This is a genomic window from Sphingobacterium sp. LZ7M1 (assembly GCF_024296865.1).
Classification (GTDB): domain Bacteria; phylum Bacteroidota; class Bacteroidia; order Sphingobacteriales; family Sphingobacteriaceae; genus Sphingobacterium.
Genome location: NZ_CP101134.1, coordinates 2,757,445 through 2,773,665, shown reverse-complemented (window position 1 = coordinate 2,773,665; position 16,221 = coordinate 2,757,445). Strand labels below are relative to the sequence as shown.

Below are 16,221 nucleotides of genomic sequence, written 5' to 3'. Positions count from 1 at the left end.
TGGGGAATCAAAATAGGGAGGGAGACTATTATGATATATCTAAGAAGGTATATTTCTAGCAATGATAATAATTTCACCATTGCTTAACATCTGTTTCATATTCAACATCTTTATTTGTGCCAATTTATTAAGCTATATTAATGATAAAACAAATTCACACACTAGCGACTGCTTTAACCTTTATTGCAGCACTAACTTCTTGCGAAAAAGATCAAGATCACAACCAGTCCAAAGTTGTAGACTATCCTGCTATGGCGGAAGTAGAAACTCCCAATGTACTGATGACGACCAAAGATGGCGTAAAAGTCTATAATGGTGGTTTTGGTTCCGCTATAGTGGCAGACCCGAATGATCCGGAAGTATTTTATATGATGACAGATCGAGGAGCCAATGTAGCTGGACAGGCTAAGAACGCTATTATCATTGGAAAGTCGGACTTCGCTCCACAGATTGGAAAATTCAGGTTGAAGGAAGGGAAATTAGTCCTGGAGCAAGTAATCGAATTGAAGAATGAAAAAGGTGCCAAGTTAAATGGCTTACCGAATCCAAAGGGAATGGGGTCAACGGGCGAAATTCCTTATGATCTGAATGGACAGCAATTGGCAGCATCGGCAGACGGTATCGACTCTGAAGGTTTGGTTATCGCCGCGGACGGCACGTTCTGGATCTCGGATGAATATGGTCCACATATCGTTCATGCCGATATCACTGGAAAGACCATTGAACGTATCAACCCTTTTGGAACTGGCTTCGGTGGCCGTAAAATTCCTGCTGTCTTTGCTAATCGCAGGGCCAATAGAGGGATGGAAGGCTTGACGATTACCCCAGATGGCAAGACCTTGGTCGGTATTATGCAATCCCCGATGTACAATCCCAGTTCGGCTGCCATATCAGGTTCAGTGATCATTCGTATCCTGACCTTTGACATCGCATCCGGAGCTACAAAACAATACGCTTATCTGATGGACAACCCCTCACTTACCGGTGTAAGTGAAATATTGGCCCTGAGTAATACGACTTTCCTAGCCTTGGAAAGAGACGGTCTCTATGGTGCTGATCCTGCAAAACCTGCACAATTCAAAAAGGTATTCAAAATCGACATCAGCAAAGCGACTGATATCTCTGATGCCTCAAATGCTGCTTCAGGGAAATTGTTTAAAGGAAAAACTGTTGAAGAACTAAAGGACCAAGCTGGACTGGCTGCTGCTGGTATTACCCCAGTTACAAAGACTCTAGCCATTGATTTATTAAAGGATCTACCAGAGGTCTATCCACACGATAAGGCGGAAGGTCTTACTATGTTAAAAGGAAATATTCTGGTGGTTTCTAATGATGATGATTTTGGAGTTGTCGATAATGGAAATAGTGGCTTTGCCCAGAAAATCCTTCCAAGTACCAAAAGCGTAGATAGGAATAGATTGTATTTCATTAAAATGAAATAAGAAGGAGTACTGTATTTTTATAATATAAATGAGGCCGTATCAAATATGAATTGATACCGCTTTTTTATTTTTGTTGGATTAAGGAAACTGGGTTTGTTCTAAGATTTTTCTAGTAATTGTTATTACCCTGAACCCTCAATCAAGAATGCTTTGTGTCAAATATGAATTTAAGGTACCTTATCAAGGGCAGTAAATTTTAAAAGATCATCAGACCTAAGCCAAATACCAAAATCAACGCCTTCATGACCAGGAGTAATTTCATCTTTAGCAATTATCTTATAGTATACTATATACGAAAGATAAGGTTCGCTTTGCCTGACTATGGACTTAGGAGCTGACTTTAATTTAGAAATTAATGTTGGAGTAAATATTTCCTGAACCCTTTCTGTAAAGAATATTTTAGAATCTATGTAGTTTTTTATTCCAGCCTCATTACATAGAATGCATCTAATTGAATCAGTACTATTACTGATTAAGGAGTCAATATTCTTGTTTTCAATCAACTTAATTATGTGTTCTGCTTTCTTGTAGATTAAACTTGAGTCAATCTGTCCATAAGATTTTGAACAGAGTAAAAAAGAAAAATTATAGCTAGTGTCTTCATGATCACATTTTGAGTATCGGATTGGTTTATACATCAATAATAATTACAAGCTATTTATCAATGAATCCTTTATACAAAGCCCCTCAAAAAGAATAGGTTTATTTTGTGATAAGCGAAATAAACTCACCAACGATAAAACCAAATCTATAAATAGCAAAAGCTGATAATAGGATTAATATTGCTACAACTAACTTTCTGTTCTCAATTAATATTTCAATTGCTCTATTCATAGCCTTAAGTTATTAAGAAATATTGAATATTTGAAGGTGTTTTTGTGCCTACTTTATTTGGAGGAAATAATTACAAATATATTAATGATAGGAACTTCTTTCGATATTAATAAGTAAATGATAATCTACCTGGACCTTATCAACACGATAAGGCGGAAGGACTACTATGTTAAAAGGAAATATTCTAGTGGTTTCTATTTAGGATGGTTTTGGAATTGTCGATAATGGGAATAGTGGCTTTGTCCAGAAAATCCTTCCAAGTACCAAAAGCGTGGATAGGAATAGATTGCATTTCATTAAAATGAAATAATAAGGAGTCTGTGATATTATAAAATATATGAGGCCGTATCAAAATATGAGTAAATGCAGTAGATGATCTAAGCTTTTACTAAATTTAAAAATTATCTTATAAGTGCCAAATTATCCAGTTAGGCTTTTTTAACTGTTAAATATTTTTAACTATTAATAGATTTACATTAATCTATTAATGATATTACGGATATAGTATTTTCTGAAAAATTATCTATAAAGGCAAGTTCACAATAATTGTTAAGAATATAACTGATGTAATGGATTTAGGATGATTTTTTGAGGATTAAATTAGGAGCAAGGATAGATGTGTTAGTATTTTTCTTAATCAATATTCCATTTCTAAATTTTCAAGTATTGATTCTTTGGATTTTAATTTCAATCTAATAAAATTAAGGTCGCTTAGAAGTATTTTTAAGTTTGTTAATGATATTTGTTTATGACATATAGTTAAGAATCTATTGCTCAAGGTTGTATTTTATAGTTTAGTGAACTTTAATGTTAAACGATCACATAGCTTTTTTATAGAAATTGAATTCAAAAAGGCACTTTTTTCTAATGATAGCTTGAAATTTAATAAAGCAATTTTGTGTGAGATGAAATTTAATAAAATTTGATTAGAGTCAGGGTCAGGGAAAAAAACACCAAAAGTAAACACTTCTTTTCCCAAGAACAAATTCATAACAACAATTACAGCTGTTTGGCCTTCTAAATTACAATAATAAATTCCTCTTTGTTCTTTGTTGAAAACATCAAACATATAAGCTTCATCATAATATAATTTGAGTGCCGGATTCATAATTTGATCTCGAATTATATTGAAGTTATTTTGTTTCAGCAGTCTATAACCTATTTTACTAAATAATAATAAGTACGCAGATTTTAATAAACCAACTCTAAATAAATGAATATCTATTTTTGGAACTATGGGTTTTAAATAAAGTAAATTTCCTGGATTAATATGGTTATTTACAAATAATTTCAATTTATCCTTATGATTATTTTTGTTACTGTGGGTCAATTGGAGAGTACCATCTTTATTAGAAGTAGCTGTCCCTTGAAAAACTTCATTATTTCCGTTATGTACCCTAAATTTTTGATTATTTAGATTCTGGAAAAAAGTTTTTCTATTGAATTTTATACCCTTGTATAGTTCATAATCAATGCTTGAGCCAGTTCTATTATTACAATCAACACAAGTATAACATCTTATTTGTCCCCCTAATGAATGAGGAGGGACATGCTCCTTAGTTAATCCTTGAGGGACATTAGATGGATTTTCAATACTAAATTCTTCATTACAAATAGGACATGAAATAGTATCTTTCTTTTCAAATACACTCAAATAATCACTAATGAAATCTCTAATCATTTAAAAACCGAAATAGTTTCTATATTAATTTATTTTAGCCATTGGAATAGCACAAACTTGTTTGGTTATGTAACTAACTAATATGTAAAAAAACTGATTGGGGCATGAGACAATTGCTTCATTAATTGCTGCTTGGTACTCTCCCTTTAAGATTTCCTCATTTAATGTTGGGCGGTACCTTGCTACAGTTCCTAAATAAAATGCAAAACCTAAAATACTATTTAGTCTATGCAGCCTAGAATTTTCTAAGTCCAAATAAAACCTATATCCAGATCTCGTAATCATTGGGAAAATTCCTAACTCCTTGATATTCTTAAGAAGCTTAGGATAGCAAATTTTCCAACTCCTGGATGAATTGTAAGTGTATTTTAGAACTAACTTTGATTTAAAGTGATGACAACGGTTATCATCTATTATATCTAGTTTTTCAAATAGGTCATTGAATTTACCTTTGTATAACTTTGTAGTATTCATCAATTTATCAAATTTTTTTTCATAAGATAAAGTCAAATAAATTTTTTTCCGAGTTCTATCTGTACGAATTTGAATATCTACTGGTAAAAATTTTCTCTTAGTTCCTGGAAATAAACCTAATGCATAGGAAATTTCATGAATTTCTGGTAAATCTCTTAATAAATCACTAAAAGTTATATCTACTCCGTCTTTGTTGCTTATTTCCCAATCTAAAGTCTTTGCAAATTCATGGAAAATAGAAATACCTGAACCATTTAAACTTGCCAACTTCAATGTCTCTTTACTATTCGGAGGTAAACTTAATCCATGATGTTCAACCTTTTTCTCTAGGTCATAACCATTTTGTATTAAATAGACCTTTACCAAATTAATAAATGAATAATATAATAATGTCCCTTTAGAAGGCATTGCTGCAGTCAGTGATGAATTATAAAAATCTTGTGAGAGCTTTGTGAAGTAAATAGACTTTCGTAAATTTTCTTTTCTTTTTTTTGCATCTCTTTTTACAGATGATAGTTCACTAGATAAAAATGCTTCTAAATAATTAAAGGGCTCAGATGTAAGAATAAAAGCCGAACCTGCTTCATTATTAAATGGAAAGTATTTTACAGGTCTATAATCTCTTAGTGCCATCTCCCCAATTTCTTCTAATTTCATAATTTATTTATTAATTGTAAATCATATAAAGGAATAAGTTAATTTTATTGCATCAATAAGTTTATTGAAATAGTGTATAATTTAATCTGTTCAAGAAATATTCTCATTAAAATAAATTTACCTCCCTATTGCTCTTTGTGTACTCAATTTAAAATCCTGTTTAAAATGATTATCTAGCCATTGCTTCGCAAAGTCCAACTGTACTTTACGCATTTGCAAGGCAACCTGATCTAAAATCTTATTATAAGCAATATCACGTGTATAGTTATCTTGGTTATTCAAATACTTTGATTCATAATCAGGATGCTGCTGAATTTTCTCCACAAAAGTCTGAAAGAACAAACGCTTATCATCAGGTGTAGCATCCCAATTTGCAAACCAGCGTTCATTAAATTCTCGAATGATACTATCCAGCTCAGACTTATCATCTGTTCCATGTGCTCCTCTAGGATTCGAATTAGTTGGATCTAACTCCGATTCGGAATCATCCAGACTTAATTTTTCGTTTAATCGTACACGTTCAATTCCATAAGTAGATAAGTCTACAGACTCCAGTAACTCATCCAAAAGATCTTCTTCGCGTTGCTTCACTTGCATCTTTGGAATCAAGAACTTTAGAAACCAGAAAAGTTTCTCCCAATTCATATTCTCAAATGAGATAATGGCCGCCAATTGACCATACACCTTTACAAAATGTTTAGCTTTAATTTTAATGTCTGCCTTTTCTTCCTCATTTAGTTCTAAAACCTTATTAAAACGTTGAGCCGCAGTATCTATAATTGGACTTAACTGATCTGCAGGAACACTCTTGAAGAACTTTGTATTGAAATCTTCCACTTCACCCCATTCATATATACTCGTTTCATCTAATGCATCTTTGAGATCATGCAAAACATTGACATCCGTTTCTGAACTCAAGGTTGTAGAAGTATAGAATGGATCAAATGAGGATTTAATGTCTGAACTATCATTAAAGAAATCTAATACAAATAGATTTTCAGTTTTCTTACCTAGTTTTGGTGCAGATCGGTTCAACCGTGACAAAGCCTGCACACAGAGTACACCCTGCAATTTCTTGTCAACATACATGGTTGTCAACTTAGGTTGGTCAAAGCCTGTTAAATATTTATTAGCAACAACCAGAATACGATATTCGTCCTTGTCAAATTCGTCTTTGGTGTCAGATTCTGGAAAACCATTCATTATAGCCTCGGTATATTCTATACCGTCTACAGTTTTAGCTCCCGAAAAAGCGATAATAATCTTAATTGGAGAACCCTTCTGTGCATTCAATTCCTTAAGTGTTTTATAATATCGAATAGCCGATTCAATACTTTGTGTTACGACCATAGCTTTAGCCTTGTTATGCAGAGTTTTTTTATAAAAGACTTTTTCCATGAAATGGTCTATTATGATCTGTGCTTTGGCCTTGATAGTTCGCGGATCTTTTTCAACAAAACCTTTCAATCTACGTTGAGCTTTCTTTGTATTGAACTCTGGATTATCTTCAATCGATTTATGCAGCTGATAGTAGCTTTTGTAGGTTGTGTAATTGGAAATAACATCTAAAATAAAACCTTCCTCAATTGCCTGCTTCATCGAATATAAATGAAAAGGTTTAAATGTATCATCAGGTTGTTTAGTTCCAAAACGCTCCAAAGTAGAATTTTTGGGGGTTGCAGTAAAAGCAAAATAAGATGCGTTTTTACGCATTTTTCGAGCTTGCATGGCTCGAACTATTAGGTCCTGGGCATCTACTTCACCTTCTTCATTTGATTCTATCGCACCCAAAACTTGATTCATCTTATCTGAGGCTGATCCACCTTGACTACTATGTGCTTCGTCAATAATAATAGCAAATCGTTTATCATTCATAGTGTCAATGCCATCCAAAATATGAGGAAACTTCTGGATAGTCGTGATAATAATTCGCTTTCCAGACTCCAAAGACCGTTTCAGATCTGTGGAGGAAAAGGCAGGTGCTACAATATTTTTGACATCAGAAAAGGATCTAATATTTTCTCGCAATTGCCTGTCCAAAATTCTCCTATCCGTGACAACAATCACTGAATCAAACATCGGCCTTCCTTCGTTATTTTCCACCTCAATCAGTTGGAAAGCTGACCATGTAATTGAATTGGATTTTCCAGATCCTGCCGAGTGCTGAATTAAATATGTTTCTCCAATACCTTTTTCGTGTACATCGGAAATAAGTTTTCTAACGACATCCAATTGGTGGTATCGGGGGAATATATAATATTTCTTTGTTAATGGGTCTTTGTCTTTGCCTTCTAACAGCATATAGTGCTGTATAATCTGTGCTAACTGCTCCCTGTTAAAAATCTCTTCCCAAAGATATGCCGTTTTATGTCCATTTGGATTGACAGGATTTCCCTTTCCATAATTATTTCCCTTGTTGAAAGGTAAAAAGAATGTTTCCTTACCCTGCAATTTCGTGGTCATAAATACCTCATCTGTATCCACAGCGAAGTGAACTAAACAACGACCAAATTGCAGCAATGGCTGTGAAGGGTCCCGAGCAAACTTATATTGATTGATACCTTGAACAGCAGCTGTTTGACCTGTCCATTCATTTTTTAACTCAATAGTACATAAAGGGATGCCATTCACAAATAACACCATGTCTATTTCTTCTCCTGGGTTAACAGATGAATAATGAACCTGCCTTGTTATAGAAAATTGATTGACTTCAAAATTCTCTCGAATGGATTGTGCTGAACTTGCACTTGGCGCTTCATAAAATAAATTGAAATAGGCATTATCAACTTCCAATCCTTTCTTCAGTAGCTTTAGTACTCCATCTTTTTTTACCTTACGGTCAAAACGCTCCAGAATTTTCAGTTTCCAATCACTACTCACCTTTAACTTAGCCAATTCCTTTGCTTGGGTCTTTTCCAAGAAATCCCAAAAACGTTTAGTATCAAGTGCATATCGCTTATCAAAATCTAAAGGGGACCCGATATAATAGTTTTTGCCAGTCAGGTAGCTTCCTTCAGATTCATAAAAAGAATTTACCGACAAAGACCTCTCTTTCAGCTCTTCTACCGTATAGCCTGTTAGATGTTTTTCTATTGATGATTCTAATGCTTGTTCGTTGTATTTTGAGGTCATGACTAATCAATAAGTATATGATAAAAAAAATTAAATCTTATTAATATTCTTTCCGTTTATCTTCCAGGTTTCGAAAGCTAAATCAAGCATAATGTTTTGCTTTTTATCTATACTTTCTTTATTCCAATAATCAAATTCAAAATTTATTTCAGACTTGAATCTATTTAATGCTGTATGAACTCCTACTGAGTATTTATTATCCAATAATTTTGTTGATATAAGATCCGATTTTGCATATTCAGATTTCTTTTTCTCATACCAATCTGAATCTAAATCATTAAAATTGTTTACAGCTTGGTTAATCATACCTTCTAATAAAGTTGTGTTTCCTAGACGATATGTAAAATATTTATAATCTTGCAGGTCAGTAAATTCATTTGGAATTATTTCATTCTTAGGGGTTTGCGGGTAAATATGTTCTATTTGAAGACTATTAATATAATCATTTCCTTGCAATGGTAAATTACATTTGTCACGAATTGTATTTTCAAGCTTTCCTAAAATATATCGTTCTCTGTATAATGGACTATAGTGTAAATGAGAAATGGTTCTAAATCTATTTTTAAATTCTGCTAACCTTTCTGTCAAATAAGGAATAAATTCTTCGTCAACTAATGGTATAATTTCGTCAACTGTTTTTTTACCACGTAATTTTACAGCCCACTTCGTAAAATTCGTTTCGTTTGCCTTTGCTTGAATATTAAGCGTGATTGAATAGAAGAATAAACTTTCTAGTTGTTTTGCCAAGTATTCGATACATGCATTTTCGGCTTGTTCACTTAGTGCCAACAATAATATTAAATGCTGTCTGGATCTATATTTATTTACATAGCCAATGCTAGTGACATTAGGGAATTGACCGCCATCTTTAACGAGTTCAGTAGCTATTACTAAATCAGAATATCGCTTTGACATTGCTTTCAGCTCTTTGGCGAGACCTAATGGATTCTTTTCGTAATTAAGTGCCTCTACACCTTCTTTTGAGATGAACCATCTATATAATTCATCTTCACGAATAATACCATTATGATATCTAGCTATGACAAAATATCTTAAAAAACGTAATGGAGATGAGTCTTCTCTACACTGCTGCAGATTTAACATGATTTCTTTCCATATATGTTTTATCTTTTGAAAATCAGCCTCATTAGCTTTAGCAAAGAGTAAATTCTTCACTAAATCCATTGCATTTAATCCCGCCCCTCGCTGATTTATTGTTTCAAATATTTTAAGTGCACTACTTAAATTTTCTGACTCTATGATAACTAACTCTACTCTTGTCAAAAAGTATTTCACATAATCTAATAGATTATCTGTTCCTTCATCAAGGATTTGGCTAAATGAGCTTTTTACCTTCAAGTACGCTTCTTGCATACGTTCAACAGAAGATGTGTAAACATCAGTATAGTCTTCATTATTGATTAATTTTCCTAAAAAACCACTACTTTCTTCATATTGCAATTCCAAACGTAATTGTTCTCTATCTGATTCTAAATCAAAATCAGTAAGTAATTCTTCTACATTTTTTAAGTATTTTTTTTGTTTGCTATCTAAATCTATAGTGTGTAACAAATCACGAAATGCACAAAGAGACAACATAATTGTCGTTAAACGCTGTTGACCGTCTATTACATCGTATTTCCCCTTATTCTCTACTATAATAATCGAGCCTATAAAATAGCTACTAGGATGAGAAGAGAAGGGTTCGTATTCATTCTCTATATCTATTAAAAATTGCTCTACTTGATTGTCCGCTTTCCAAACATACTCACGTTGATAGTCAGGTACAATGAAGAAATAGTCCTTCAGTCGACTAATACTTTTTACTTCTGCTTTAACTTCCATTATTTATAATTGGTTATTATCTTAAATCACTATACTATCTCTCAATATATAGTGTAATTTTTCACTATTCTTTAATTCTTCTTTACTAAGTTTACTCGCTATTAATATTTTGCCTTTAAACTCGAAACTATCTTCATTATAACATACAGACCATGGCTTTCCTAAGTCATTTGCACAAATCGCACCCTCCAACAAACGAATATACTCTATACGCTTGTATAAGATTTCATCTTCAAAATACAATGACATTTGATGATGGGCTTTTAAAAACTCAAATAATTCCCTCGGACTTACAAAAGATGGAGCAGGTACAATTCCTGTTTGTACAGAAAGGAATTGGCTCAAATATTTAGATCGTTCTACTTCGAAACAATCTGTAAATACATAACTCAAACGCATCGGCGTCTTAAAATTGAATGGTAGCGAGTCAAAAATATTTTCTAGACTTGGTTCTGTCATAATTTAAAATCTGTGTAATTATTAATCCTTCAAATTGGCAAATGGTCGTTGACCATAATAATGACTGAATTCTTTGATTAATGCAGTTTCTATTTTTGCAGGAATTCCATTTGGTAATTCAAGCCAACAAATAATTAAATTATCAGCATTAGCAAGCTGCCAAATGTACCTGCCACCCCAATGACCAACTGGTTTTCCTTCTCCAAATTGGAAATACTGCTTAAGTCTTGAATGTATTGTCGCAGTGCCTGTTTCGCTACCAGCCTTACCTATATATAGTATAGGGGAGTTGTTTACCCAATTGGATTGCAAATCATCTATAGGAACGTTTGGATTTCTACCCTTGAATGCTCCGCCTGAACCTATTGAAATAAACTCTGGTAATTCTGTAGAATAAAGAATAATATATACTCCTCTCACTTTAGGAAGAGTTTGGTAACTAGTATTCTTGATAGCCTCAATAGTAACAAAGCCTTTAAAACCCAATTCATTCAATTGTGGTATTATAGGTTTATTGTGATTTAGATTGATCGTATCATAAATATTATTTGTTATATCCTCAGATTTAGTTTGAGACACTATTGATTTTGAAATAGGTGGCTGAAAGAAAGATTTATCATCATTTCCTAAAACCTTAACTACTCGACGAAAATCAGCAACTGTATACCCACTTCCAATTCCCCAGTCCGTTGCATAAAAGCCTAAGGCTCTTATTTTATTGCGTATTTTTTTTTGCTCGTTGCTAGTAGCTCTTAGTTTTTGCTCAATCAGCATTTCTATTTGCGCAGCTTCTGTTACTGAAAATTCAGATTTTCCTTTCATATTTAAATTCATAATTGGTTAATAAAGAATCTTAGCCTTACGCTACTTTCACCTTACCAGTAACCACCTCGTTGATGAGGCTTTGCTTGTAGGCTTTGAGTTTTTCGATTTGTTCGGTTTTCAAGGCAATGGCTTGGTCTATTTTTTCCGTTTGCTCTTCAATAAACTCAAGTATTATCTTTTGTTCAAAGTATGGAGGTAAAGCCACATGTAAACTAAATAGTTCAGTAGTGTAGAGTCTAACCAAACCTTCAACTATTCCACTTGATTTAATAATAAATTGTTTAATATAGTCTGGTGTTCTAAACAAATATTCCAAATATTTTATATCATAAATAATTTTAGAATAGTACACCGCATAATCAGGGCTAACGATACCAATTATACCATTCGAATTCTTGAAAAATACTCCTAAATGCGGTTTGAGTTTATTAAAAACCAAATCATTTGGCATAACAATTTTATTTCCTTCATTGGTTTTTGCAACTTGCTCCTTCTCATGAAAGTCTTTTCTCGGTACTAATCCATGTGTTTGACTCATCATTAAAAGCGGTTCATTACCAAACTTAGATCTTTCATTTCTTTCTTTCAATATATTCTTCAACCTCTTCACCTCCCAATGGCTCGGTATTTCACCAATCCAATCGATACCAGAATCTTTTAATTCAACATTCGGTTGAATGCCTTTGGTTATGGCTTCGTGGATGACTACTTGGCGGCGTTCTTTTAATAAGGCTATTTGCTGTTCTTTTACCGAAACGAGTTCATCAATCTTCCCACATTTCTCATCCAAAAAAGCTGCAATGGCTTCCTGCTCAGAGATTGGGGGGAGGGTATAAATGAAATTATTTATAGCAGAAATTGCAACACCACCAATTAAACCGCTTAAAGAGTTTTTAAATTGATGTTGAAATACTCTACCTTTTAGCGAGTAATATATAAACTTTGAATTATTATCATTATTTGTATTTACGCAAGCTAATTTATTTACAAAACATACGGATTGTTTAGTAAAGGCAATCTTTCGTCCAGCACTCCCTCCTTCAATACATATTAAAGAAGATTTTTGTGGTGCGACTTTAAAATTTTGAAAATCAGAAATTCTTAGACCATTATCATAATTGATTGTAGAATAGTTTACATCAATATCCTTTGAAGATATATAAGCTAATTCTGTAACATCAGAACTTTCATATTTCTTCTTCTGGGAATCGTTTAAACTATCTCCGTAAAATATTTTATTTATGAATTTACTCTTAATAAGCTCCCAATGACTTGGAATTTCTCCCAGCCAGTCTATACCCGAGTTTTTGTATGAATCGTATGTTTGCATTAGTTCTTTTTCTTTTGCTCCAGCTGTTTAGCGGTTTGGTCAATAAATTTCACGAAATCTTGTTCAGCACGAGAGAGTTCATCTTGTGTTTGCGCCTTGTAGGCAGCATAAGCTTGTTCTGCCTTCTTCAACATCTGCTGATGACTCACTGTACCCGCATTGTCCAACACTTCATTTCCTGTCATGCGAATAAAATCATCCAAACGCGCAATCCAGTCTTTCATGTACATGGGTTTACGATTCAAGGCTTGCAACTCGGCCAATTCGAGATAAGCTGTTACTACGCGGTTCAAGATATTCAACTCCTCCTCGGTCAAATAATTTTTAGCCGTTGTAACCTCTTCTTTCGTTGGTTTAGCTCCTTTAAAATGCGTTAATCCCAAATTTGGTTTATCTGTCGAAATACGATGAAAAATCACTTCAGCAGCCGTTTGTCCATGCGCTGCAAAATGCATCTTGTTTTGTACTGTCTTAAAAAACAGTTGTGAACTTTCTGCTTTCGGGTCGTAATCAATACTGGTAGCATAAATATCTAAAACCTTGCGCCAAAACACTTTTTCCGAAGAACGTATATCACGTATACGGGCCAATAATTCATCAAAGTAATTACCACCACCTGCTTGCTTGAGCAATTCGTCGTTCATCGTAAAACCTTTCACGATGTACTCACGCAAACGCTGTGTCGCCCACTGACGAAATTTGGTTCCTTGCAAGCTTTTCACACGGTAACCTACCGATATGATTACGTCGAGGTTGTAAAATTTGGTGTCATAATTTTTCCCATCTGTAGCAGTTGTTCGGAAATTCCGAACAACTGAATCTTCCACCAATTCACCTTCCTCAAATATATTTTTGATATGTTCGCTAATCGTTGACTTTGCTTTCTGAAACAATTCAGCCATCTGCGCTTGCGTGAGCCAAACCGTTTCATTTTCTAGACGGGTTTCTATTTTCGTAACCCCATCTTCCGTTTGATATATTAAAATATTAGTAGCTTGTTCCATCGCTTAAAACTTTAGAATATCTGCTAATAAACCATCGCTTTGTTCTTCCAAAGCCAATAGATCTTTGGTAATGTCTTGCAACGCACGCAAAGGCGTATGTTGATAGAAATATTTATTGAAGGAGATTTCGTAACCAATCTTCACAGAATCTAAGTTAATCCACGCTTCCTCAACATGTGGTACTACTTCACGTTTGAAATAGGTTAATATCGTTTCGCTCAACGGAATTTGTTCGCTGTCACGTAAATCAGATTCCGTCTCGTATATAATATACTCTCCGGACTTGCTTGTCGCATAATAGCCAAAGTAAGGCAAATCCTCTTCACCACAGCCTAAATGATTCAACAGCTGATGCAATTTATCACCTTGTAATTTTTCAATCTTTTTGATGACTTTCTCCGCCTCAGCGTCATAGATTGATATCGCATTCAATATAGTTTTCTTTTCAGTCGCCCCTAAGCCCATCTTTTGCAATTTCACTTGCTCATCGATCACACTACTAAAAGCGTTGAAATCCATAAAGACAGCATCACCTACATATTGCCAAAGTTGAAGTGCAGCATCGTATAATGCCTTTGGCTTTAGCCATGTTGACTTATCAATTAATTTGCTAATTTGCTTTTTATTCAATCCCCATTCTTCCTTTTCTGCACGTTTGCTGATCTCCTCGGCATGCGTATCTAAGCCTGCATATACCAAGTCACCATAGGCCTCATACAAGGCTTGCATAGGTACTTGTAATCCTTTATCGAAACGTAGCACGTCCAAAGCCTCCTTGGTAAATTGACCCTTTAGCCGTTTAGGTCTCTCGATATTTACTTTGTAATATCCAAAGTCCATATTTTGGAATTGCTTGATTTTTAAAGCTGAATCTTTTGGATTCGTGTCCCAATTCTCCAAATAAGCTTGTGCTATTTGTGAAATTTGTTCTGGCGAAAACTCTGAGTTCTTATTGCCTAAATTCTTTCGTAGCTTCTGAAATAAGTTATTGGCATCCAACAATTGTACTTTGCCTATTCGCTCTTTGCTTTTATTATTGTTAAGCAACCAGATATAGGTTGTAATGCCTGTGTTGTAAAATAAGTTATTGGGAAGCTGAACAATAGCATCCAGCAGATCATTCTCGATGATATAACGTCGAATGTTGCTCTCTCCCGAGCCAGCATCTCCTGTAAATAGTGAAGACCCATTGTGAACGGAAGCAATACGCGAACCTACACGATTAGATGTAGGTGCTTTCATTTTATCCACCATCTCCATCAGGAACAATAATTGACCATCTGAAGAGCGTGGCGTAGCGTCTACCGTTTCCCAATTGCCCCAGTAGTCTTTGAGTTTGATTTGAAAACGATTATCAATAACATCTTTTCCATCTTTTATATATTTCTGTTCCGAAGCCCAAGATTTTCCGTAGGGTGGATTCGACAGCATAAAATCAAACTTCATGTTAGAAAACTCATTGGTCGATAGTGTAGAGCCAACACGAATATTCTCAGGATTTTTACCTTTGATCATCATATCCGACTTACAAATCGCATAGGTTTCATCATTAATTTCTTTGCCATACAGGTAAACATCACCTGTATAGCCTATTTTGCTCTCTTCATCTATGAGGTAGTTTTCACTTTCGGTAAGCATTCCTCCAGACCCACACGCAGGGTCATAAATGGTAATAATATTTGGTAGTTGGTCCTTTATTGGTTCGAATACCAAAGTGGTCATTAGTTGGATTACCTCCCTTGGTGTAAAGTGTTCTCCTGCCTCCTCATTATTCTCTTCATTGAATTTACGGATCAATTCCTCAAATACATAACCCATTCCAAGGTTTGAGAGTGCAGGCAATGGTCTCCCTTCAGGGTCGTTCTTCTCTAAAGGTGTAAGGTTGATATAAGGGGAGGTAAATTTTTCCAATACATCAAGCAAGACATCTTTTGTTGCCATATGTCGAATTTGGGACTTAAGCTTAAATTTCTCAATAATCTCTTTTACATTAGCAGAGAATCCATTAAGATATTCCTCAAAATTTGCGACCAATTTTTGTTGAGAATTAGTGGCCGTACCTTTGAGCTTTTCCATCGTCCATGATGAGGTGTTGTAAAAAACATAGCCTGATGCTTCTTGCAGACTACTTGCATCTAAATCTATAGTGCTAATATTTTCTTGCTGGTAACGTAATTCTTCCAAAACTGCTGCTTTAGTAGTTTCTAATAAGGAATCAATACGACGTAAAACCACAAAAGGGAGGATAATATCTCGATACTTTCCTCGGACATAAACATCACGCAAACAATCGTCTGCAATTGACCAAATAAAGCTAACTAATTTATTATGTGCAATATGATTCATTCTTTAGTAAAATAAAAATAAGTTGATGTATTATGGCAAATTAACATTTTTCTATTCCATTTCATTATGGGAATCCGTAAGAATTTCTTGATATGAAATTTTATAAAACAATAAGGTCTATTAATTCTAAATTGATTTAGATTAAAATTATTTTGTAATAATTAGTATGTAAGGAGATATAGGATTTTACTA

General features: G+C 34.1%; 12 protein-coding genes. 1 reads left to right on the top strand and 11 read right to left on the bottom strand.

The genetic code is table 11. The annotated features are described in order from the left end of the window. Window positions 1-140: 140 nt before the first annotated feature. On the top strand, window positions 141-1,442 hold the full coding sequence (locus tag NMK93_RS11980; RefSeq protein ID WP_254527526.1) for an esterase-like activity of phytase family protein: 1,302 nt from the start codon (window positions 141-143) through the stop codon (window positions 1,440-1,442). A 167-nt stretch (window positions 1,443-1,609) separates the two neighbouring features. On the opposite strand, the gene NMK93_RS11975 is transcribed toward NMK93_RS11980, so the two are convergent. The 11 genes from NMK93_RS11975 to NMK93_RS11930 all read right to left on the bottom strand — a co-directional run bounded on the left by NMK93_RS11975 (window position 1,610) and on the right by NMK93_RS11930 (window position 16,029). After that, the gene (locus NMK93_RS11975) at window positions 1,610-2,080 is read right to left on the bottom strand and encodes a hypothetical protein (RefSeq protein ID WP_254527524.1); all 471 of its coding nucleotides are present in this window, start codon (window positions 2,078-2,080) and stop codon (window positions 1,610-1,612) included. Window positions 2,081-2,144: 64 nt separating this feature from the next. Beyond that, entirely contained in the window at window positions 2,145-2,276 is a 132-nt protein-coding gene (locus NMK93_RS19745; protein ID WP_302328364.1) for a hypothetical protein, read from the bottom strand. A gap of 787 nt (window positions 2,277-3,063) precedes the next feature. Further along, the gene (locus NMK93_RS11970; RefSeq protein WP_254527522.1) at window positions 3,064-3,957 is read right to left on the bottom strand and encodes an HNH endonuclease; all 894 of its coding nucleotides are present in this window, start codon (window positions 3,955-3,957) and stop codon (window positions 3,064-3,066) included. A 24-nt stretch (window positions 3,958-3,981) separates the two neighbouring features. Next, window positions 3,982-5,088: a YaaC family protein gene (locus tag NMK93_RS11965; RefSeq protein WP_254527520.1), complete on the bottom strand. Its 1,107-nt coding sequence runs from the start codon at window positions 5,086-5,088 to the stop codon at window positions 3,982-3,984. A 117-nt stretch (window positions 5,089-5,205) separates the two neighbouring features. Further along, window positions 5,206-8,220 carry a type I restriction endonuclease subunit R gene (locus NMK93_RS11960; RefSeq protein ID WP_254527513.1) on the bottom strand — a complete coding sequence of 1,005 codons (3,015 nt, stop codon included), beginning with the start codon at window positions 8,218-8,220 and terminating at the stop codon, window positions 5,206-5,208. A gap of 30 nt (window positions 8,221-8,250) precedes the next feature. After that, window positions 8,251-10,065 (bottom strand): DUF262 domain-containing protein, encoded by a 1,815-nt coding sequence (locus NMK93_RS11955; RefSeq protein ID WP_254527511.1) that lies wholly within the window; start codon window positions 10,063-10,065, stop codon window positions 8,251-8,253. Window positions 10,066-10,086: 21 nt separating this feature from the next. Further along, window positions 10,087-10,524, bottom strand: a complete 438-nt coding sequence (locus NMK93_RS11950; protein WP_254527509.1) for a hypothetical protein — start codon at window positions 10,522-10,524, stop codon at window positions 10,087-10,089. Between the two features lie 21 nt (window positions 10,525-10,545). Next, window positions 10,546-11,358 carry a hypothetical protein gene (locus NMK93_RS11945; protein ID WP_254527507.1) on the bottom strand — a complete coding sequence of 271 codons (813 nt, stop codon included), beginning with the start codon at window positions 11,356-11,358 and terminating at the stop codon, window positions 10,546-10,548. A 25-nt stretch (window positions 11,359-11,383) separates the two neighbouring features. Further along, window positions 11,384-12,679: a restriction endonuclease subunit S gene (locus NMK93_RS11940; RefSeq protein ID WP_254527506.1), complete on the bottom strand. Its 1,296-nt coding sequence runs from the start codon at window positions 12,677-12,679 to the stop codon at window positions 11,384-11,386. Further along, window positions 12,679-13,683, bottom strand: a complete 1,005-nt coding sequence (gene rhuM / locus NMK93_RS11935; RefSeq protein WP_254527503.1) for a RhuM family protein — start codon at window positions 13,681-13,683, stop codon at window positions 12,679-12,681. Before rhuM ends, NMK93_RS11940 begins: the two co-directional genes overlap by 1 nt. Window positions 13,684-13,686: 3 nt before the next feature. After that, window positions 13,687-16,029, bottom strand: coding sequence for a class I SAM-dependent DNA methyltransferase (locus NMK93_RS11930; RefSeq protein WP_254527501.1), 2,343 nt, complete (start codon window positions 16,027-16,029; stop codon window positions 13,687-13,689). Window positions 16,030-16,221: the final 192 nt, after the last annotated feature.

What these genes read in the sequence shown, in the direction of transcription:
- NMK93_RS11980 (WP_254527526.1), top strand. Translation starts at nt 141, where the DNA reads ATGATAAAACAAATTCACACACTAGCGACTGCTTTAACCTTTATTGCA.
- NMK93_RS11975 (WP_254527524.1), bottom strand. Translation starts at nt 2,080, where the DNA reads ATGTATAAACCAATCCGATACTCAAAATGTGATCATGAAGACACTAGC.
- NMK93_RS19745 (WP_302328364.1), bottom strand. Translation starts at nt 2,276, where the DNA reads ATGAATAGAGCAATTGAAATATTAATTGAGAACAGAAAGTTAGTTGTA.
- NMK93_RS11970 (WP_254527522.1), bottom strand. Translation starts at nt 3,957, where the DNA reads ATGATTAGAGATTTCATTAGTGATTATTTGAGTGTATTTGAAAAGAAA.
- NMK93_RS11965 (WP_254527520.1), bottom strand. Translation starts at nt 5,088, where the DNA reads ATGAAATTAGAAGAAATTGGGGAGATGGCACTAAGAGATTATAGACCT.
- NMK93_RS11960 (WP_254527513.1), bottom strand. Translation starts at nt 8,220, where the DNA reads ATGACCTCAAAATACAACGAACAAGCATTAGAATCATCAATAGAAAAA.
- NMK93_RS11955 (WP_254527511.1), bottom strand. Translation starts at nt 10,065, where the DNA reads ATGGAAGTTAAAGCAGAAGTAAAAAGTATTAGTCGACTGAAGGACTAT.
- NMK93_RS11950 (WP_254527509.1), bottom strand. Translation starts at nt 10,524, where the DNA reads ATGACAGAACCAAGTCTAGAAAATATTTTTGACTCGCTACCATTCAAT.
- NMK93_RS11945 (WP_254527507.1), bottom strand. Translation starts at nt 11,358, where the DNA reads ATGAATTTAAATATGAAAGGAAAATCTGAATTTTCAGTAACAGAAGCT.
- NMK93_RS11940 (WP_254527506.1), bottom strand. Translation starts at nt 12,679, where the DNA reads ATGCAAACATACGATTCATACAAAAACTCGGGTATAGACTGGCTGGGA.
- rhuM (WP_254527503.1), bottom strand. Translation starts at nt 13,683, where the DNA reads ATGGAACAAGCTACTAATATTTTAATATATCAAACGGAAGATGGGGTT.
- NMK93_RS11930 (WP_254527501.1), bottom strand. Translation starts at nt 16,029, where the DNA reads ATGAATCATATTGCACATAATAAATTAGTTAGCTTTATTTGGTCAATT.